The 20,086-nt window shown below is 59.8% G+C and carries 18 protein-coding genes; 6 read left to right on the top strand and 12 right to left on the bottom strand.

All coding sequences use genetic code 11. The features are described 5' to 3' along the window. Positions 1-9: 9 nt before the first annotated feature. Both ACSQ20_RS19760 and ACSQ20_RS19755 read right to left on the bottom strand, forming a co-directional pair. On the bottom strand, positions 10-168 hold the full coding sequence (locus ACSQ20_RS19760) for a hypothetical protein (protein WP_436023421.1): 159 nt from the start codon (positions 166-168) through the stop codon (positions 10-12). Positions 169-376: 208 nt separating this feature from the next. Continuing rightward, positions 377-1,051, bottom strand: coding sequence for a hypothetical protein (locus tag ACSQ20_RS19755; protein ID WP_436023419.1), 675 nt, complete (start codon positions 1,049-1,051; stop codon positions 377-379). 398 nt (positions 1,052-1,449) lie between these two features. Here ACSQ20_RS19755 and ACSQ20_RS19750 point away from each other — a divergent pair, with 398 nt between their 5' ends. Then, positions 1,450-2,907 carry an FAD-binding protein gene (locus tag ACSQ20_RS19750; RefSeq protein ID WP_436023417.1) on the top strand — a complete coding sequence of 486 codons (1,458 nt, stop codon included), beginning with the start codon at positions 1,450-1,452 and terminating at the stop codon, positions 2,905-2,907. Here the strand turns inward: ACSQ20_RS19750 and ACSQ20_RS19745 are convergent. Then, positions 2,878-3,906 carry an AraC family transcriptional regulator gene (locus tag ACSQ20_RS19745; protein WP_436023415.1) on the bottom strand — a complete coding sequence of 343 codons (1,029 nt, stop codon included), beginning with the start codon at positions 3,904-3,906 and terminating at the stop codon, positions 2,878-2,880. The two genes, ACSQ20_RS19750 and ACSQ20_RS19745, sit on opposite strands and share 30 nt — an antisense overlap. Before the next feature lie 197 nt (positions 3,907-4,103). On the opposite strand from ACSQ20_RS19745, the gene ACSQ20_RS19740 reads away from it, so the two are divergent. Together ACSQ20_RS19740 and ACSQ20_RS19735 are read left to right on the top strand one after the other, a co-directional pair. After that, the gene (locus ACSQ20_RS19740; protein ID WP_436023412.1) at positions 4,104-4,517 is read left to right on the top strand and encodes an SRPBCC family protein; all 414 of its coding nucleotides are present in this window, start codon (positions 4,104-4,106) and stop codon (positions 4,515-4,517) included. A gap of 125 nt (positions 4,518-4,642) precedes the next feature. After that, on the top strand, positions 4,643-5,629 hold the full coding sequence (locus ACSQ20_RS19735) for a hypothetical protein (protein WP_436023410.1): 987 nt from the start codon (positions 4,643-4,645) through the stop codon (positions 5,627-5,629). A 40-nt stretch (positions 5,630-5,669) separates the two neighbouring features. On the opposite strand, the gene ACSQ20_RS19730 is transcribed toward ACSQ20_RS19735, so the two are convergent. Next, positions 5,670-6,980, bottom strand: coding sequence for a hypothetical protein (locus ACSQ20_RS19730; RefSeq protein ID WP_436023408.1), 1,311 nt, complete (start codon positions 6,978-6,980; stop codon positions 5,670-5,672). A 407-nt stretch (positions 6,981-7,387) separates the two neighbouring features. Between ACSQ20_RS19730 and ACSQ20_RS19725 the strand changes: the two genes are divergently transcribed. Continuing rightward, positions 7,388-8,470: a TAL effector repeat-containing protein gene (locus ACSQ20_RS19725; RefSeq protein WP_436023406.1), complete on the top strand. Its 1,083-nt coding sequence runs from the start codon at positions 7,388-7,390 to the stop codon at positions 8,468-8,470. Between the two features lie 43 nt (positions 8,471-8,513). Here the strand turns inward: ACSQ20_RS19725 and ACSQ20_RS19720 are convergent, their stop codons facing one another. The 3 genes from ACSQ20_RS19720 to ACSQ20_RS19710 all read right to left on the bottom strand — a co-directional run bounded on the left by ACSQ20_RS19720 (position 8,514) and on the right by ACSQ20_RS19710 (position 10,660). Beyond that, positions 8,514-8,900, bottom strand: coding sequence for a DUF2917 domain-containing protein (locus tag ACSQ20_RS19720; RefSeq protein WP_436023404.1), 387 nt, complete (start codon positions 8,898-8,900; stop codon positions 8,514-8,516). 270 nt (positions 8,901-9,170) lie between these two features. Continuing rightward, entirely contained in the window at positions 9,171-9,608 is a 438-nt protein-coding gene (locus ACSQ20_RS19715; RefSeq protein WP_436023402.1) for a cupin domain-containing protein, read from the bottom strand. A 14-nt stretch (positions 9,609-9,622) separates the two neighbouring features. Further along, entirely contained in the window at positions 9,623-10,660 is a 1,038-nt protein-coding gene (locus tag ACSQ20_RS19710) for a fatty acid desaturase family protein (protein ID WP_436023400.1), read from the bottom strand. Between the two features lie 332 nt (positions 10,661-10,992). On the opposite strand from ACSQ20_RS19710, the gene ACSQ20_RS19705 reads away from it, so the two are divergent. Continuing rightward, positions 10,993-12,219 (top strand): MFS transporter, encoded by a 1,227-nt coding sequence (locus ACSQ20_RS19705; protein ID WP_436023398.1) that lies wholly within the window; start codon positions 10,993-10,995, stop codon positions 12,217-12,219. Here the strand turns inward: ACSQ20_RS19705 and ACSQ20_RS19700 are convergent. The 5 genes from ACSQ20_RS19700 to ACSQ20_RS19680 all read right to left on the bottom strand — a co-directional run bounded on the left by ACSQ20_RS19700 (position 12,189) and on the right by ACSQ20_RS19680 (position 18,886). Continuing rightward, positions 12,189-13,601: a diguanylate cyclase gene (locus tag ACSQ20_RS19700; RefSeq protein ID WP_436023396.1), complete on the bottom strand. Its 1,413-nt coding sequence runs from the start codon at positions 13,599-13,601 to the stop codon at positions 12,189-12,191. The genes ACSQ20_RS19705 and ACSQ20_RS19700 overlap by 31 nt on opposite strands. A 133-nt stretch (positions 13,602-13,734) precedes the next feature. Continuing rightward, entirely contained in the window at positions 13,735-14,325 is a 591-nt protein-coding gene (locus ACSQ20_RS19695) for a hypothetical protein (RefSeq protein WP_436023394.1), read from the bottom strand. Between the two features lie 121 nt (positions 14,326-14,446). Next, entirely contained in the window at positions 14,447-15,064 is a 618-nt protein-coding gene (locus tag ACSQ20_RS19690; protein WP_436023392.1) for a DUF4136 domain-containing protein, read from the bottom strand. Positions 15,065-15,115: 51 nt separating this feature from the next. After that, a complete protein-coding gene (locus ACSQ20_RS19685; protein ID WP_436023390.1) occupies positions 15,116-17,557 on the bottom strand; it encodes a CHASE2 domain-containing protein in 2,442 nt (813 codons plus the stop codon). 12 nt (positions 17,558-17,569) lie between these two features. Further along, a complete protein-coding gene (locus ACSQ20_RS19680) occupies positions 17,570-18,886 on the bottom strand; it encodes a FecR family protein (RefSeq protein WP_436023388.1) in 1,317 nt (438 codons plus the stop codon). Positions 18,887-19,352: 466 nt separating this feature from the next. On the opposite strand from ACSQ20_RS19680, the gene ACSQ20_RS19675 reads away from it, so the two are divergent. After that, positions 19,353-20,069, top strand: a complete 717-nt coding sequence (locus tag ACSQ20_RS19675) for a response regulator transcription factor (protein ID WP_436023386.1) — start codon at positions 19,353-19,355, stop codon at positions 20,067-20,069. The last annotated feature ends 17 nt before the right edge of the window (positions 20,070-20,086 follow it).

The raw sequence follows: 20,086 nt of genomic DNA, 5'->3' as shown, positions 1-20,086 counted from the left end.
GTATGTCGCTTAATCGACAAGACGCACGCCGAGGAACGTGGCCTGCGAGCGGCGGATACGCTCAGCCTCGCGGTGGCGAGCCTGGAATGAATAATCGGCGTCGAGCGGCAAATGGGGGGACGCGAACAGATCGCTGATCTTTTGGAACAAGGCGAAGATGTAGCTCATGGCAGCTCCGGACGATTAAGGGTTTTCCCTAGAATGGATTCTAGGTATTTCCCCCTACATCGTCTAGTGCAGCGCACAATTTTTTTGATGCGCCCGCCGGCATTGGAGTTCATCGTCATATTGCGTTGCAGCATAACAACACTTGTTGCGCCTACACGGCCGTCGCGCTTGCGGCCGGAACTATTAGTTCAGTACCTATCGCTCGCAGTTATTCGTTGTCGGCATTCGTTTTCGGTTCGTCTGATTGGGCCACTGCGGGTTGAACAGGGGGCGCGAGATCGAGACGAACATCGACTTCGCGGAGCAGATCAGCCCACCCCTCTTCCGAAAGTGGGGTCGTCGTGGGCTGTGAGGTTGCAGCCACGTCGGAACCACCGGCGATCTGGAGCGACGTAGGTGTCCTTAGCGCGTCGCTGATCTGCCTCAATAACTTGGAGGACGGCTCGGCCGGTAACTCAGATCGCGGCGACACCCCGGCAGAAAGTGCTTCGAATAACGCGGCGGTCCGCTCGGCCGATGACTCAGATAGCGGCGGCACCCAGGCAGGAAGTGCTTCGAATGACTCGGCGGTCCGCTCGGCCGATGGCTCAGGCAGCGGCGGCACCCAGGCAGCAAGTCCTCTCAGCGCTTGCTGCCGGGCGTCGTCCTCTATAGCCGGAAGCCGCAGCGCCGGCGCCGATATCGCTGGGGTGCTGCCATCGCCAGCGCCCGGCTCTTCCTTCTTCGATCGCACCGGACGCCGCGGAAGTCCGCCAATTTGCCCAGAAGGTTCGTCTCGCGCAGAAGGAGACCCGAGGGAAGACGGGGCGGGCGTGCCTTGATCGGCGGATTCATGATCCACCGGATCTGTGCGCCGAGGCAATCCGCGTTCAATGCTCGTCATAACCAGTCTCCGTGGCAATAGAACAGTCGCTGCATTTGAGCACGCTCGCGTGCTGCGATTTGCTCAGGAGCGAAACGTAGACGCGATTTCCGAACAAGCCGCGATAGATGAAGCAACCATGTGATACGGCCCTTGCCTTGATTTTCACCCGGGCGTTCGCCTGACCGGACCAACGCAGAATTGCACGCAGTGACACTCCGCTCTGCGCCCATTGGCAAGACAACCGCAGATCGCGGCGCCAACATCACGCCATACGTGGCCTTCCCGTCAAACCTCGCGCTCCGCGCACGAGCCAACGGATAGATTGCCACTTCCCACAAAGAGTGAGTTCGAAACGAACGACGTTTTTGTATGGACCAGACGAGGAGACAACCGTGAGATTCGACAGAAGACGTTTCATGACGAGCGCAATCGCGTTAGCGGCAACCGTGGTCGGCTTCGATCCGGCGCGACGCACGTGGGTTACGCAAGCGCAGGCCGCCACCGCGTGTCCGCCATTCGTCGCGGTGCCGCCGCTCGACGGCAAGCTCGCGATGGACCCGGCGACCCTTGCCGCCAATACGCACGACGCCGGCAATATGATTCACCGCGCGCCGTGCGCAGTCCTTTATCCCGCCTCAGTGAACGATCTGCGCAAAATGATTCGCTATTGCGCCACTTTTCACATTCCGCTCACGGGCAATACCGGCAAGAACAGCGTCTTTGGTCAAACACTGGTCGATAGCGGGCTGATCGTCAATATGCGCTCGCTCAACACGATTCATTCGATTTCATCGACGAGCGCCGATGTCGATGGCGGCGTGCAGTGGATGGATCTGATCAAGGCCGCCTATGCGCAGGGAGTCACCCCCGCATCGATCACGGGCTACACGCAGCTCGGCGTGGCCGGCACACTGTCGATCGGCGGACTCAACGCAATCAGCAGCAACCGGAACGTGTGGCAGGTCGATCACGTGAAGCAGTTGCAAGTCGTGACCGGCGTGGGTGACGTCGTGCAATGCTCGTCCTCGCAGAACGTCGATCTCTTCGATGCAATGCGTGCGGGGCTCGGGCAATGTGGTCTGATCGCGCGCGCCACCGTCGAGATGATCCCGGCACCGCGCATGGTCAGGCTTTATCGCGTTCCCTACGTCGATATCGCCACGGCGTTCAGCGACATTCGAACGCTGGTTGCGCGCGGCGGAAGGCCCGGTGGTTTCGATTGGGTTGCGAGCGTCAACATGACGGGCCCCATCGCCCCGATTGCACTGTGGGCCGCCGTGTTCTTCAACGACACCGCACCGCCGCCCACGGCCACGTTGATGAGCGGATGCAGTGCGCTGGCACAGGCAGGACAGTTCGTAGACATGCCATACCTCGATTACATTTTTCTCGTCGACACGGCGGTCAATGCGCTCAAGGCGAGCGGCAACTGGGAAGGCCTCGTCAAGCCATGGATCAACGTCATTTTGCCGGATAGCGCCGCGCAGACGTTCGTCGAGTCGGTCGTTCCGGCATTGACCGCCGAGGATCTCAGCGCGACAACCTTTCTCGTCATCGAGCCGGTAGCGTCCGGTGCCGTTGCGCCGCTGCTGCGGCTGCCGAGCGCGTCCGGCTGGCACTGGATCTTCGGACTCCTAACTAATTCGCTGACGCCGAACCCGGACCCGAGCTTCGCCACGCGGATGCTCGCACGCAACTACCAGCTATGGCAAAGCGCTGTTGCGATGGGCGGCACGCGGTATCTCGAGGATGCCATTCCATTTACGAAAGCCGATTGGCAATTGCATTACGGTGCGATGTACGAACAATTCGCAACGTGGAAACACCGCTTCGATCCGTTCGGATTATTCGGCCGCGGTGCCGGAATCTTCTGATCGTGCATCCGCATTGGCAGCGGGCTGCGATGACGCGAAGGCGGCTCTCAACTCGCCGGGCGTCATGCCGAACGCCTGTCGAAACACGCGATGAAACGTACCGACGCTGTCGAATCCGCACGCCAGGCCAATGTCGGCGATCTTCATCTTGGGATGCGATATCACCATTTGACGTGCATGCTGTATGCGGTGCATACGTACCAACTGTGCGAAGCTCGCCCCCGTCGGTTCGAGCAGGCCGTGCAATTGGCGCACGGACATGGCGAGGGCGCGCGCGGCGAGCGCCGGCGACAAGTCGGGCCGCCTCGCGTGGCGTTCGATGAACGCGCTCACGCGCCGCCGTTTCGCTTCGCGCACCGCATCGCGCATGGCTTCGTGTTGCGGCGAGGCAAGGCCATATGCAACCGCGGTCAAGCGCGCCAGCGTCTGCGTGGCCACCTCGGCCGTGGGGGCGTCCATCGAGGGCGCCTCGCGAACGAGCAGTTCGAAATAGCCGCGCACGAGCGCCGTCATGCTCGAGCGCATGTCGAGCGCGCGCGCACGGATCGTCGGCGGCCGATCGAGAAATGGCGTCACGCGCGCGAGCGGAATCCGGACCAGCTGAAAATCGAACCGCCCGCCGGCCGTAGGCGCGGTTCTCATCGGACGGTCCGAGAAACCGATTGCCATTGCGCCGGTGTCGGTCACGAACGGTTGCCGGTCGTCCGGTGTATCGAACCAGGCGCCGCTGCGCTTTTGCAGATAGACGTACATGGAATCGCCAGGACGTTCCGCGATCTCGTGCTCCCCTCGCAAGCAGATATGCGAGCACGCTTTCACCTCGACCAGTGCGGCATCGGCGAACGTGATTGTTTTGAGGGTGGCGTCGAACGTCTGGGTACTCCGAGCCGCTTCCCGTTGCGGGGTCATGCCGTAAAAATTGAGGCAGAGCGTTTCGCGCCAATAGTCGAAACGCTCGCGCTCGGGCACCGCCATCGTCGAATACAACACGGTCGGCATGATCGCTGGCTCCTTGGGTGGTCCGCACCACCCTACCAAACGCTATTAATATTCACGTTCGGGTTCTATTGCGTAGCTATTTTCCGTAGTTGATGCGCAGATTTGCGAAGGCCAGTAGCAGATCACCGCTCAACGGATCTCGTGCGAGCGCGCCATCATCGACTTCCACCCGAGAACAGCAAAACCAAGGAAGGACAATGGCCACAAAACTTACCGTCGAAACGCTCGTCAACGCACCCATCTCCAGGGTCTGGAATGCTTACATCACGCCGAACGACATCATGCAGTGGAACACGGCGTCTGAGGATTGGCATACAACGAACGCTACTGTCGATCTGCGCGTCGGCGGCGTTTTCTCGTCGCGCATGGAGGCCAAGGACGGCAGCTTCGGCTTCGATTTCGAAGGGACCTATACCAAGGTGGTGCCCAACGAACTGCTCGAGTTCTCGTTTGGCGACCGCACGGCATCGGTGGCATTCATACAAGGGACGAACGGCGTGACGGTTCGTGTCGAGTTTGATGCCGAATCCGAAAATCCAATCGAGCAACAGCAGCAAGGATGGCAGGCGATATTGAATAATTTTGCAAAGTTCGTGCAGGCTGGTCAGTAGCGTCTTGGGCCTTCATCTATTGCGCTCGGTTCGGTTTCATCACCAAGAACTCGTGTGCTTGCCAGCGACGGCACGCAGACAGTTGTACGATTTCTCGCCTGACCACCTATTCAGTACTACGAAACATGACACCAAGACCCGTTGGCGGGACGGGCCCGTCTGATCCCATCGAACCTCACAGACCCGAAGATGCAGGTACGGAGCCAAATCCGCCGGACGTCAGTGCCGCGTCGGAGCGCACTGCGTCCGGGCCAATCGCCGGCTTGCCGGGGCGCGGCCAACCGCGCACCAGCCAATACGAGCCATCGCGCTTCAAACCGATAAGCGCCCAGCCCGATACCGTAGAAGCGACGGCGATACGCCGCGAGGCGCGTCGATTTAATCGCACGCCGATGGAGTTGCGCACGCGTGTGGCTTATGAAGTCATCGAGGGCACTGCTGATTGGCCAGCTGAGCAGCGCGCGGAGCCACTCGGCTTCATTGCTCGCTACATTGATTTGCTTCCAAACGAAGAGCAAGAGGCATCAGCGCTCAACCCGGACGGGGCCCGAGTCGCGATTTTCAATCGTCTATTCGACGAAACGCAGGACTGGTCGTCGGAACACGCTCGAGCCGTGTTGCTATCGCTCGTCGATAGCATTCCGCACCTGCCGAAGCACTTCTGGCTATCGACCATCAATCGCGTTTTCGGGCGATGCGAAGGGATGCCCAACGACGTCCGCAGCGAGTTGGTAAGCCAAATCGCATCGCGACGAATGAATCTGGGCCCCAACGACGCAGGGGTCTTGATTGAAAAGACGCTGCAGGAGATCCAACGGGCACCACGCCAGGATTGGCGAACGGCAATCGACGGTCTATGGTCATTTGCGTCCCAACAGCCAGCCGACGTTCGCGATGTGACGCGCAAAGATCTGATTCGCATCTCCGGCCACATGGAGCCTGAATTGGCCGCCGGTTTCCTGTGTGTGTTGATTGCACGTGCGCAGGCCGAGGGCAAAGCAGAACGCACGGCACTCTGGTCCACGATCGAGCAAGTGATGCATCGGCTACCGCTTCAACAGCAGTCCACGGTGGCCGCCCGCCTCCATAAGGCGCGCAGCATCCCAGATTAGGACCTCCCCAAATGAACGTCCCAATCGGAGTTACTCAACCTTAGTGCTCACCGGTGCGGTCATTCGCATTGCGAACGCCATTCAGTGCCCGGCTCATTCTTTCCTGAAAGCTCTTATTGGCTGAGTCGCGCTTGCGATAGCTCGCGCCGCTGCCAAAAACAATCTCCTTTCGAGATTCATCGAGCTTGGTCAACGCGACCAAGGCATGAAATGCCAGCGTCTGATCGACCTGAAAGTTCTGGGTGCGCACCACGCTTAGAAGCACTTGCACGGCCTCGCGCGGATATTTCGATACGAGCTCACGCAAGCCTTCGTCCAAGTCGACGATGTTTCCCAGGCCGCCCGGGTGCGGCTTCGACGGAAATATTTCCTTGATCTTTTCGTTCTTCCAAAAGAGGTCGTCGTGCGGCGTGCCACCCGCCTCCTCTCGCTTGGTAACGAAGGTCCGCGGAATCAAGTCGTAAACTTCCTGGCCGGCGGTAAGGCGGAACCCCAAGGCGTCGCCTCTCGTCGTCAACGCCGTTGCTATCGCATCGAGATTGAAATCATCTCTTAATATTTCCAGCGCGCGGATTCGAGCGGCGGTGGAGATCTGGGAATCCGAGGAACGCAGCACGTCCACGCAAAGAAGCCCAATCATCGCGTCGACAAAAGTCTGTAGGTGGTCGTCGCGCGTACTTTTTGTGTTCATGAATTCGACGCGCACCTCTGCGGTCTCGAGGATCTTGTTTCCGGTGAATAGTGTCTTGAGTTCCGCCAGCGCTGCACCCGATCCGTTCACCGCGCGCAGCAAGGTGACGTAGGCAATGTTGTACTGCTTCACGAGATCAAGATGCGTGCGGATCGCGAGGCTTCTTCCAAGCTCCCATCGAGTTGCCACCCACGGATTGGAGCTATCGAGCGGAACTCTTGTATGGTCGTACAACGTCTCGTAGCTTTGAAGGCGATACGGAATCGTCAAGTTGAACGGGTTATATCGGGCAACCACCTCCGGCACATAATGCAACTCTCCTTCTCGCTTCAAATAGGGCGGATATCCGCTAAACACTTCTTCGGGATATCTGAGGTAACGAGGGGGGAAATTGGCATCAATCGTCGCATCGAGTCGCGCCAGATATTCGTCGGGAATGTCCGCGTTCGGGGCGCCGACCGGAGCCGCCGTCACACCGTCGCGGCGAGGCTGGTCAGGCGGCGACGCAAAAGGCGATGATCTCGGCGGCGGAAATCGCTCGTCGGGTGCGCGCGGCGCCGGCCCCCGAGCAACGCGCTCCGGCTTTGCCGCGTCGCCGCCCACTTCATAGCGGTGCGGTTTGCCCGGACCCTCCGCGCCACTCACATTCGACACCATCATTTACTCCTGTTGTCTAACGCACCTATTAATAACATCAGGGCAAATTCCCGGAAGGTCAGTTGCGAAACAACGCGATTTGCGGCGAATGTTTGCACGGCCCGATCGAGCGATGCACATGGCTTGGCGGCTCGCAGCCCAATGTCCTGTTCGGTCCCCGGTAGCCAGCTTCGCTGGAAGAAGGCGTATGGTCTGCGCGCAATGTTACAACTGCTCTCCTTTCATCCCAACGCAATTGCATTTAACACGCTATGTATCGGATACATATTGAAGGGCTCGCATGCACCGGACCAACATCGCCTGCAAATGCTCGAACCGAAGATGCGTCACAGTCATATCCGCGTTTTTTCTTCAAGCAACCCCCTGCCCCAGATAGCCTTGCCGGCCTTCAAGCGCTTCGGCGTCCCGTCGTGAGCTCGGGAACGCGTACAACAGCCGCCAGTTCGGTCATTCACGGTACTACTGTCGATTCGACGCACGCCGAACACGATCTCGCATTGAATGGCCCGCCGTACAGTTTCAGCGCGGCCGACATTGCCAAGATCGCCAAGAACTATGGTAGTAATCGAACTTTGCAGCAGCTTCGGATGCTTCATGCCCCGCTCCGTAAGCTTCACTACAGCGACGCCGATATCATCAAGATCGCCGCGAACAACGGCGGAGCCTACGCCCTCGAGCAGGTGCGCAGGCTTCATCCAGCGCTGGTCAAACTCCGCTACACGAATGCCGATATCGTCAAGATCGCAAGCAACAACGGCGGTGCACTAGCATTGGAAAAAGTGCACAAGCTTCATGCTCCGCTAAAAGCGCTTGGGTACGAGCTGCCCGATATCGTCAAGATCGCGGGCAATATCGGCGGCGCACGTGCATTGGACAAGGTGTGCGAACTTCACGACCTGCTAACAGCGCTTGGCTACGAGCCGCCCGATATCGTCAAGATCGCGGGCAATATCGGCGGCGCACGTGCATTGGACAAGGTGTGCGAGCTTCACGACCCGCTAATAGCGCTTCGCTACGAACCGCCCGACATCATCGAAATCGCTGGCAAAGACGGCGGCGCGCAAGCATTGCAGAAGGTGTTCGATCTTCATCACGCGCTTGACGCAATCGACTATGCTTGCGCCGATATCGTCAAGATCGCTCGTAAGGCCGGAGGCGCGCGGGCATTGCAAACAATGTGGGAACTGCACGCCTCGCTTGACACGCTCCGCTACACGCGGACCGATATCGTCAAAATCGCCGCGAACGGAGGCGGTGCTCAGGCGTTACGCCAAGTTTCGAAACTCCATCACGCCCTGATCAAGCTTGGCTATACAACGGCCGATATCGTCAACATGGCGAGCCACGACGGTGGCGCCCCCACGCTACGACACGTGCGCGCGCTCCACGAGATACTGATCGCGAGCGGTAAAGACAACGACGCTATTGTTGCTATCGCCAGCCAACGGCGTGGCGCCGTCGGCGCGCTAAAAAGAGCGGCGCAAGCGGCCTGAGCCCCATGCTCAGCCGCATTGCGCAAACCTCGGACGGCGCAGCTCAGGCACCCAGCGGCGGCGCCCCTGCCGAAAACCACGCGTGAATGCGGTCGAGCCATCTACGCAGCAGCCGTCGTCGTTCGCTGCATTGGCTCGTCAGCGTCACCTGTAGCGGTGCCTCGCCTTCCGCGCTCAACCACACCCGTTCGCCGCGCGCGAGGCGCACGACATCGCCCGGCCGCAGCCAGTAGTCATCGAGGCAGCCTGCGCGCGTCAGCCATACCGAGGCCCCTTCTGCGCGCACGTCGGTGTCCGCGTGCATGCGCCACCCCACCGGGTTGCCCGGCTGGAGCGTGGCGTGCACGACGATCGTCAATTTCGCGCCTCGGGCCTGCGAGCGGCGCAGGGGTAGCGTGCGGCAATCGAACTGCGGGGTGCTTTCGGTCATCGTTCTCTCCGTCGATTGAACCGGCAGACGGAGGGCGCCACACAAACAAAAAAGGCCCCATCCGTTTCCGGGGGGCCTTGTCGTGCATCGTGCTGTTTCTAACGCGCGTACGCCCCCGATGATGCGCCCCAGTGGGCGTGCATCGGGCGATTAATGGCGATGTGGGCGAGCGTATGCATATCGATGAGTTTCCATGCGAGCCGCATACTTGTCAACGGAATTTTGAGATGACGTGCAGCCTAGGGTTTGGCTTGCTCAAACCTGAGTGAATTAGCCGAGGCCGCTATTTGCGTACGGGATCGAATTGGTCTTGACGTTCAAATCGAAGTTGCAAGCCACGATGGCCTTGACCGGTTCGGTCGCGCTCAGATTGACAGGCTGATGCGGCACATTGCCCGGTATATAGACGAAATCGCCGGGCTGGTTGAGCATCGACTTTTGCATCGCGCGCCCGTATCGATGTTCAACGTTACCGCTCAGCACATAAAGGATCGTCTCGGTGCCGGCCGGGTGCAGATGGGGCGGAATGGTTTCACCTGGCGCGATGACCGCCATGTACATGAACAGCGAGCCCGGGCGTTTCATATACCCGGCGGCAGCCTGATAAGAAAATGCTTCTCCGGGCGCGCCGGCCTCGGCGTGCGCGTCATTGCGGCCGGCCGTGGAGAGCAGCACGATATCGTCGTCCTCGTCTATTTCGTGATCCATTTGCCGCGCTCCGCTTACACGTCGTAAACAATAAAGGAGATATTCATGATGATTCCGTAATAGTGGTCCATCAGCAGACGTCCGCCGCTGACCTCCGGTCGGCCGAGGCCGTTGACCACACGCGCAGTTCGATGGCGGTGATACCAGCGCAACAGTTCGTTGAAATAAATGCAATGCGCGCGTGTTGCCGGATATAACGCTTCATCGATACGGGGCAGCTCGCTCCAGTGCGCGCGCGGACGCGCGTGGTGCGCATTGTGATAGCCGTAATTGAGGAAAATACCGTTAAGCCACGGCCGCTTTGCACTGAGCAGCGACGAATACGTATTGCGCTGTTCATATTCGCGATCGAGTTGCGGCATCGGTGCACCCAACGCAATCACATCGAAGGTGTGGTGAAAGCAATCGTAGATACGCAAAATGGTAAGCATTCCTAAGTATGCGGAGAAGATCCAAAGCCAACTCCAGGGCGATACCCAAAAAAGAATGCCGTAGCCGCTTGCCCGGAGGATCAGCACCGTTCCTATCCTGGCTTTCAGTCTCCGATGGCGCGGCTCGATGAGCGGCACCGCGAGCGAGCGAATACGCGCCGCGATACTGAGTACCGGAAAGTACATGTACTCGAGACCGATCGTCAGTTGCCTCAGCGGCGCGGGCAATTGCGCGACCCAGCGCGTCAATGAAAAGCCGTCGTATCCCACGCGGTTTCGGTGATGATCGAGATGCTGTTTCTTGAGCAATGCATACGGTACGTAGCAGGCTCCGCTGACGAGCGTCATCGCTTTGCCAAGCCAGGCGTTCAGTGCAGCGCTTTTGGCCATCGTCTCGTGCATGCACTCGTGCGTAAGCAGCGCGCTGAGGATCATCGTATGCACCATCAGCAATGCGCCGGCTGACGGCACAAGCCAACCGTGCCGCGTCACCAGATAGAGCGCAAAAGCATAGCCTCCAAAAGTATAAGTAACCGTCGCGAGATCGACGAGCCGGCGCCTGCCAAGCTCCCACGTCGACCGTTCAGAAGACGTATCGCAGGAACCGCTTTGTAGCATCATGGATTAACGCAACCGATAACAGATAGAGACGGAGCGCAACGACGCGTGGCTGCCGGCTCGGAAACGAGCCGCATCCTCGAGACAAACCTCCGGAACTCCGTAGCCGGTTTGCTTGTCAGGCCCGGTTCCGCATAGCGGGCGCTCACACGCTACCAATTACATTTAGGAATCCGAATTAAATGCGCGAAGAAACGCTCGGTTATGCGAAACGAGGCCGCAATACAATGCCAACGATCACCATCCATCTGATGAATGCACTGTGACAGAATCGGCGTGACGCCTATGCAGCGCAGTCGAATTGCCAAACCATTTGCGTTTACCCGAATCAGCCGATGACTATCCGTTCGCCTTCGCTTTCTCGCCCGCCCATCCCGCGTACGGTGTGGGCGCTCGGATTTGTCAGCCTCTTCATGGATCTGTCATCGGAACTGATTCATGCGTTGCTGCCGATATTTTTGGTTTCGACGATGGGCATGAGCGTCGTTGCGCTGGGCGCGCTGGAAGGCGCCGCCGAAGCGGCGACGATGATTGTCAAAGTGTTCTCCGGCCCGCTGAGCGACTGGCTCGGCAAGCGCCGTGGCTTGTTGCTCGTCGGATACGGGCTGGCAGCGCTAACCAAGCCGCTGTTTCCGCTCGCCATGTCGAGCGCCACCGTCGTCGTCGCACGCATGGTCGATCGCATCGGCAAAGGTATTCGCGGCGCGCCGCGTGATGCGCTCGTCGCAGACGTTGCGCCCGCAACGATCCGCGGCGCGTGCTACGGGCTGCGCCAATCGATGGACACCATCGGCGCCGTCGCCGGCCCGCTCGCCGCCATCGCGCTGATGTTCGCCTTCGCGGACCACATCCGCACCGTGCTCTGGTTTGCGGTCATTCCCGCATTCGTCTGCGTCGGGGTGTTGCTGTTCGGCGTGCGCGAGCCCGATCGCGATCCCGACACGACGCCGCGGCGTTTCAAATCCCCGTTGCAATGGAGCGCAGTGCGTGAGTTCACGGGCCGCTACTGGTTCGTCGTTGCGATCGGCGCGACCTTTACGCTTGCACGTTTCAGCGAAGCGTTTCTCGTCTTGCGTGCGCAGCAGGCGGGGTTCGACCTCGCGTGGGTGCCGGCAGTCATGGCGGTCATGAATATCGCTTACGCGTTATCGGCCTACCCTGTGGGCAAATTGTCGGATCGCGCCGATCGCCGTGTGCTGCTCGCGATCGGCCTCGTGTTGCTGATTGCGGCCGACCTCTTGCTTGGCTATAAGACTTCGCCCGCGTTCGTGTACGGCGGCGCGGCGCTATGGGGCCTTCACATGGGGTTCACCCAAGGCATCCTGGCGGCCATGGTCGCCGACGCCTCGCCGGCCGCGCTGCGCGGCACGGCCTTCGGTTTGTTCAATCTGGCGAGCGGCGCTGCGATGTTGTTCTCGAGCCTGCTTGCCGGCTGGCTTTGGCAAAGCTTCGGTGCCCCGGTGACGTTTTGGGCGAGCGCCGCGCTCGTTAGCGCGCCGTTGATGATGTGCGCCTTTGCGCCGCGCCAAAGTCAAACGGCAATCACACAGTTGCGGCCATGATTCTTTGCGCGATTCAACCGTTCGTCTGCCGCATGCATCAGAGCATCGCATGTCGTGCCGTCGTGCGCGTATTGCGCAATGCCAATACTGACCGTCACCGAGAAACGCTCTTCGCCGCTCGTGAAAGGTGTCGCTTGCACCGCCGAGCGAATTCGCTCGCCGATCATCAACGCGACATCGAGCGCCGCACGCGGCAGCAACACCATAAATTCTTCGCCGCCAACGCGCGCAATGCCGTCGTGAGGACGCACCGCATCGAGACAAATCTCGACAACGCTCCTGAGGACCTGGTCGCCTGTCTCTCGTCCAAACTGGCTATTGATGCGCTTGAGGTTATCGAGATCGAGCGCAAGCAATGAGAACGGCTTTTCGCCAGTACCAGCCTGCATGATCTCGCGCTCGACGCGTTCGATAAACATTTTGCGGTTGATAGCACCCGTTAGCGGATCCGCAGCAGCAAGCTGCTCGAGTTTTTGATTGGTCCGCTGCAGCTCCTGTACCGCGCTCTCGGTGTGTGCCATCGATTCGCGCAGACGCGCCATCAACTCTTCTTGACTGTAAATGGTCGAGAACGAGTGCGTCGTATGAAAGGCCTGCACGATGCCATAGCTCAGCAGCAGGAAACCGCCGGCAAAAATGGCATGGGCGAGCCACCACATGTGGTTCCACGGCTTACCAAGCAAAAACGCGAAGGACGAGAGTCCAAAGGCCACGACCGAAACGCCGAAGACGAGCATTAGCGGCGAGCGCAGCCTGCGCATGAGCATGCAGCCGACATTGACGAGCGACACGACCATGGCGCCGCCTTCGAGTGCAAGCCGCGTCCCGAGTGCACCCGCAAAAGGCGAATTGGCCAGCACGGCGACGAGCAGATCGATGACGATGAACCCCACGATCCAGGCCGACCAAAACCAACGGTCCTCTCGACGCGCGAGTGCATCGGGCGATGACTGATAAGAGAGCAACCCGGCAAATAGCAACAGTGCCATGACGAAACGCGAGGCGGGCCCGTACAGCAAAAAGAGCCACATATTGTGATGCGCGAGCGGCGTGAATGCGCCATGCGGCGCATAGATCGCCGCAAACCCGGCGAATCCAAGTGTCAGCCATCGAAGAATCGGCTCGCCAGAGCGCCGATAGCACTGCCACGTCACGTAACAAACAAAGAGACCCTCTAACGTCGCAACGCCAATAGCGATTTCATGAAACAGATGATTTTCGAAAACAAGGCGGGAATCTTGAAAGTAGTACAGGTAGGCAATCAGATACGCAGGTAAAAGCGCAAACGCGACCAGCAATAAATCGGCATACCAACCGGTGATGCGGCGGACTATCCGCGGCGGATCGTCAACGTGTTGCTGCAGCTGTATCGTATCGATCATGGTAGTGGCCCGCTTCTGCCTCGTTGTCGAGTAGGTCTGACTACGTATGAAGCACGCGCGCGTTGCTGCGGCGATTACGGCATTCTACGGAAGATTACCGCCATCTTGCCACTCGAATGGAAAATGAATTAACTCATTGGAGCACGTCTGCCTCATTCAACAAACGATCGACGAACTGTTGCAACGCATGCTCGAACCGTTCTGTCTGGATGCGCTCTCGCAGTGCGGTGAGGCTTGACTCGGCTTCAGCAGGAAGTCCGCGCTCGGAAACGAATTGAGCATAGCGCTCGCGCACGTCGGCATCGGTGACGGCACCGGGATGCAAAACTGAACGCAAGTACTCGCCGATCGCATGTTCGACGCACGGCGAAAGTTCGGCCGACTCGTTCGATGCGGGGCCATCGTATGTCGCACTCCGACAAAGACGGACCTCGGCCGCGGCGGCTTGGCGCAACAGCTCGCGTGCAATCAATCGTTGTTTGAGATCGGACCGCAGCGCGGCGGTATCGGGCTTGCCCGATACCGCCAGCGCCGCATTCAACGCGGCGTCGGTAATCACCACACCATTGACGTGGGCGACGACGCCCACGTTGCTCGCGAGCGCTACCGCCTCCGACCTGCCCTCAGATGGCGTACTCGCCAAAACGGCCGCCATCAGACATGCTGCCGAGGCCTTCGTGCATGCCCACCTCTCGTCGACCATCGATCTTATCCGTTCGCTCATGCGTTTTGCACGCGCCTGCCCGCGGGCTTTCCCGCGCTCGCGCATCGTTGCGCGAATCTATCAGCGGCCAGCACAATGCGAACCTGACAAGCTTGCTAGTTAGGTGAGCTCAACAACGTTATCAGCCTCCGTACATGTTCGCGGATACGATAACCGGCGTCGTTCCATCCTTGCCCGGATGCAGCTTGACGCGCCAGTTTCCCTGCCCCGGATAGGGCATGCGTGCAAAGACGCTTTCAATCAGATAGGGCATCGCACGGCCGACATCCGCGTAACGATCACGCGAAGACGCGACAACCTTATACACTTCATGACCGCTCGCCCGGTCAAAAAAGCGCAGCGTCAGCGAATGAACGAACGCCTTTTGACCCGGCCACAGAAACAACCACGAACGCGGGGGCTCACGACAATCGCCATTTTCCGCGCAATGATTTCCTTCGAGCAACGCAATCGAGTTCGGATGCGTTTCGTATGCTAGCGAGACGCGATAGCGCGCCTGTGCCTCAGGCGCTGCTTCAAAGCCGCGTTGCGCGAGCGCTTGCCGCACTGCGGCTTCATAACCCGCAGCGCCGGCCCGCATCGCCGGCAACGGACCCGGCTCGAGTACATAGCCGCTCGATTGCGGCTCGAGGCGCACGGCTGGATCGGACGATGCGCGAACGTCCGATTCGATACTGGCGCATCCGGCGATCACCGCGGCAACGCACAATGTCATGGCCATCACGATTGGCGCTCGCATGGTTTGTCTGCCCTCCACATGGCAAAAATCAGGCACCGCTCTTGACCTCTCTCATCCGTGGTTGGTAGCAATATCGTGCGTCGGCAACGCGATCATGACGGATGTCCCGCGTCCCGGTTCGCTGTCGACACGCACCTCGCCGCCGTGCCGCACCACCACCGCTTTGATGAATGCCATGCCCAGGCCGGCCCCGCTGGAACTTGGCTGCCCCGGCGCCTGAAAACGACGGAACGGCTCGAACAGATAGCGCTGCATCGTCAATGGGATACCGTAGCCCCGGTCCGCCACGATACATTGCACGCGTCGCGGCTCGTGCGCGATCATCTTGACCGTTACGTCGACAACGGTATCGTTCGGGCTGTACTTGATTGCGTTATTGATGACGTTCACGATGGCGCGCGTCATCAGCGAACGGTCGGCGTAGACCCAATACGGTTCCTCATCGAGGTGCGTCTCGACACGAATGCCTTTGGTATGGGCCTGCGGCCAGACCTCATCGCTGGCGTCGCTGACGATATCGACAAAGTTCGTCGGCTCGAGCGAATACGCCTGCGATTCCGCGCGCGCGAGTTGTACGAAGTCGTCCGCCAGCTTCAGCGCTCGTTGCGCATGCCGTTCGATGCGCTCGAGCAGCGCGCGCGTACGGTCCGAATCGGTGCTCGTCCGCTCGAGTTCTACGAGCGCGAGAATCGATGCGTGCCGCGAGCGCATGTCATGCGAAAGAAGCTGCAACGCATCTTCGCGCCCTCGCTCGGCTGCGTGCAATGTCGTGACTTCAACGAGTGCCGCAACCCAACTGCCCGATTCCTGACCGTGTTCGTTCCTGCAGCGCGCATAACGCAGCAGATAATCGTGTCCGGTCCGGTCACGAATTTCCAGGCCGCGTTTGACGATGCCGACCAACGGCCCGCGCGGATCGAGGATAGCCGGCCAACGTGCGCGCACATCGGTTTCCTGATCTCCCGATGCATCCATCGTCTTGATCAGCGAAAACTCGCCCAGCACCGCACTCAACCCGCGTCCACACGGCTCGGGCATACCGAGCCGAACAAAGTGCGAGCGCGCTACCTTGTTTGCGAGCAGCACGACACCTTGACCATCCGCGACAAGCACCGGCTCCGGCACGCTGTTGAGGCTGTCCCATACGAAGCGTTTCATGTCCTGCAAGCGCTGAGCGGCGCGCTCGACGAGTGCGATCTGCCGCTCGAGCATATCGCCGCCGAACGCCCGCTCGGGCATAGGCGGTTCGGGCAACAGGTGCGGTTCCCTATCGAGCTGAGCGAGCTCCCGACGCAGGCGGGACATGGTCATCTCGAGCCGACGCCAGCTCCAAAGCGGATAAAGCGTAGCCAGTGCGATGAGCGCGGGAACGGGCGAAAGCCAAATGTGCGCTTGATTCAGCAGCAACGCACTGGCGAGCAGACAACATGCTGAAAGCCCGATCGCGAGCAACAGCGTGCGCCACGGCGACAACACAAAAATGCCCGCCAGCAAGAGCACCGCGGGCAACAACGACGCGCTGATGGTCCAGCCTGCGCGCGCGGGGCGAATCAGGCTGCCCGTCAAGAGCGCGCTCAACGCATGCGCATGCACGGCAACATCGGGCAGCGGACCAATCGTGCCCGATATCGGCGTGACCACGTGGCCGTATAAGCCGTCCGCCGTGACGCCGACAAACACCACCTTGCCGCGCAGCGCATCAGGCGTCAATGTGCCGTCAAGCAGTTGCGCGCAGGATATCTCGCCGAAGCCTCCCTGCCCCGATCCGAACGGAATCAGCACGCGCGGTTCCAATGGCAGCGCAGCCTCGAGCTCACGCGTATTGGGCGCGACATATCGCCCGCCGGCCAACGGCACCGTACCCGCTCTGATCGCCTGATAAACCGGCACGTCGATGTATGGCCTACGCGTGAGTGGATCGCCACTGACCAGTGCGACGGTGCGCACGATGCCGTCAGGGTCGGCTTCCAAATCGACATGTCCGAGACCAGCCGCGGCGCGGGCAAATCCGCCCTGCGGGAGCAACGCCGCGCCGGACATGCCGTTTTCGGGGTGCGTCAATAACAGCGGCAGGTAAGTCGGCCCGGCACGAACTGCATCGGCCAGCACGGCATCGCCGTCTGCCCGCTCCGTCAGCAGAACGTCATAGACGATCGCGGCGGCACCCGCTGCGCGAACGGCGCGCAGCACGCGCGCTTGTTGCTCGCGCGACCAAGGCCACCGGCCGAACGCGGCAATGCTGTCGTCGTCGATGCCGACGACTGCAATCTCGTTCACGAGCGGCCGAGAAACGAAAGGCAACAGGCGATCGTAGGCCACACGATCCAACCCGGCCGTTGCATGCGTCATGATGCAAACTACCGTCACCAGAATTGCAAAGCAGCCGAGCGCGAGCCACTCGATCAGATATCTCCTCGCCTCGCGGCCTATGCAATGCGGCAGCAACAGGGCTTTGCGGTCATGCGGCGTTTCACGCCCGGGTTCATGGCTCATCTGTGCATAGGTTCAATTGGCGAGCGTAAAGGAATGCACGCCTGATGCAGTCTCGTAGAATCGGCCCCTTTCGAATTGCTCCGCTACGACAACCCAGTAATAGACTCCCGGTGGCAAGCCCGCTACGGCGAGGCGGTCGACCGACAAGTCGACTGCGTCGATGAGCGGGTCGCGCAGATCGTCGTTGCGCGAGAGGATGAAACGGAATTGCGTCGGTACGCCGGCGCGGCTTGCCAACCAGCGGAACGTGTAGTTGCGTGTGCCATGCGCCGGCGTGGCCGTTGCGATGACTTGCGAACGACGCCGCTCGAAAGCGTAGATGCGCCCAATACCTTCGAGCCCCGCATCGTCAATGCCCGACACCCGAACAAAGTAGGTATCGTCGGCCAAATCGTCAAATGAAGCATTCGGCCCGTTCGTGCGCAACTCGCGAATGCGATCGAGCATGCCTGCATCGCGCGCGATTTCGAAATGGTAGCGGCGCGCGCCTTCGAGCGGCATCAGTTCGAAGCGAACGTCCGGGTCCGACTGAACACGATCCGGTTGCATGAGCTCGGGCGCGTGCAACAGCGCCACCGCAGTGCCGACCGGCTTGCCGGCCTGCGTAACGTTGCCATAGCCCGCCGGCAACAACTGCCCGGACGTCATTGATTTCTTGTTGACGTGAAGCGCCAACGCATGCTCGCCATCGACCGCCACCGTACCATCGAGCACTTCTACAGCACTTGCTCGCGGTTCGGTGCTCACACGAAAACGCGTACCGCGCACACCCGCAACAATCGACGGCGCATGGATCTCGAACCGATCCTGCTTGGATTTCGCATGCGTCACTTCATTGTCCACCTCACCCCGGCGCAGGTCGATGCGCCGCACTGTGCTGCCGTTCACGACGGTGCGGGCCAACTCGCGGAATTCGACTGTGCTCTGTGGCGCAATGCTGATATGGGTGCCATCGTCAAATTCAATTGTTGCAAAACCGTCTGCGCCCGTGCCAATTGCATCGCTCTCTCCGAGCGATGTCCCGTTCGCAAGCGGCAGCGGCGGAGCGGCACGACTCAGCCGCTCGACCGCACCGCTCGTCGCCACGACCCGAGCGGCAAGCGAATCTCGCTTGAGCAACGCGACCGGAAGGCGCAATGTGCTGCCCGGTTGAAGCCTGCGCGGAGCTGCGACGTGATTCAACTGTGCCAGCACGCGCCAATCATTGCGATCGCGCAAGTAGCGCTCGGCCACGCTATAGAGCGTATCTCCGGGCAGTGCCCGATAAGGGACCGTGCCTGCCGGTACTTCACTACCCGGCAAATCAGCTGCGTGCGCTGCGTGCGGCACGAAAGCCGCGAATACAAGGCACGCTGAAGCAAGTGCGTTTGAACGGCGCGACTTCTCGCGATGGATTAACGATTGCTGCTTGAGCAGAAGCGGAAAAATGACGGGTTCTGATGACATCACGTCGGGAAAAGAAAAAGTGACCTGATGTTACGCAGGCCATCTCAATTTTTCAATCGCTTTTATGCGCCTACCGAACTGCTTTGAACGACAGAACCAAGCGGTAATTGTAAAGCGCTAACGATGTGCGTGCGCATCAGCGACGGGGATGCGCAATCATCGTTGAAGCAACAATTCTTCAATTGAAAAAATCAGCCAAATGTGAACAACTGTTAATTCCAAAGATTTTGCTGTCCCTGCACACCCAGCAATACCACTTTCTCGGCCCAGCGTTAGAATGCGCAGTTTGTCGCGCCGGATTCGGCAAGCGTCGACGAAAGCCTATTCGCCTGAGCGCACGGAGCAAACAGTGAAGATTGCCTATCTGGAAGACGATGAAAGCCAGATTGAACATATTCGCGAGGTTTTAACGGCTAAAGGACATGAATGCCGCGTATTCCTCGACGGGAGCCAGTTGATCCGCCAATTGAAGCGCGAGGCGTTCGACATGTTACTGCTCGATTGGCAAGTGCCGGGCGTCACAGGTCATCAGGTCACGCTATGGGCGCGCGCAAATCTGAGCGAACGCGTGCCGATCATCTTCATGACAAGCCGTTCGCAAGAAAGCGATATCGTCTCCGCGCTTGATGCGGGCGCGGACGACTACATGATCAAGCCGATTCGCAAAGCGGAGTTTATCGCGCGTATTGACGCGCTCGCTCGCCGGGTCAGTCCCGAGCCGGTACCTGTGCCGCCGCCAATCGAAATCGGCCGCTATCGCGTGGACGCAGCCACTCGCACCTGCGTGCTCGACGGCGTTCCGATCGACCTCACCAGCCGAGAATTCGATCTCGTGCTGCTGATGTTCCAGTACATCGGCCGCATTTTGTCGCGCGAACATATTGGCGGAACAGTTTGGGGAAAGCCGCCGCACGCGATCTCCCGCACGCTCGATACGCATATGTCACGGGTTCGTTCGAAACTGCAGTTGCGGCCTGAAAATGGACTGAGGCTTCACCCCGTCTACGGACATGGGTATCGGCTCGATATCGTGCCGGATGCACTCGAAAAACTGAGGAGTCCTTAATAAAGGAATAAGGGAAT

The organism is Trinickia sp. LjRoot230, assembly GCF_964253315.1.
Classification (GTDB): domain Bacteria; phylum Pseudomonadota; class Gammaproteobacteria; order Burkholderiales; family Burkholderiaceae; genus Trinickia.
The sequence above is the reverse complement of the archived record's forward strand: the minus strand, read 5'-3'. Positions and strand labels throughout refer to the sequence as shown.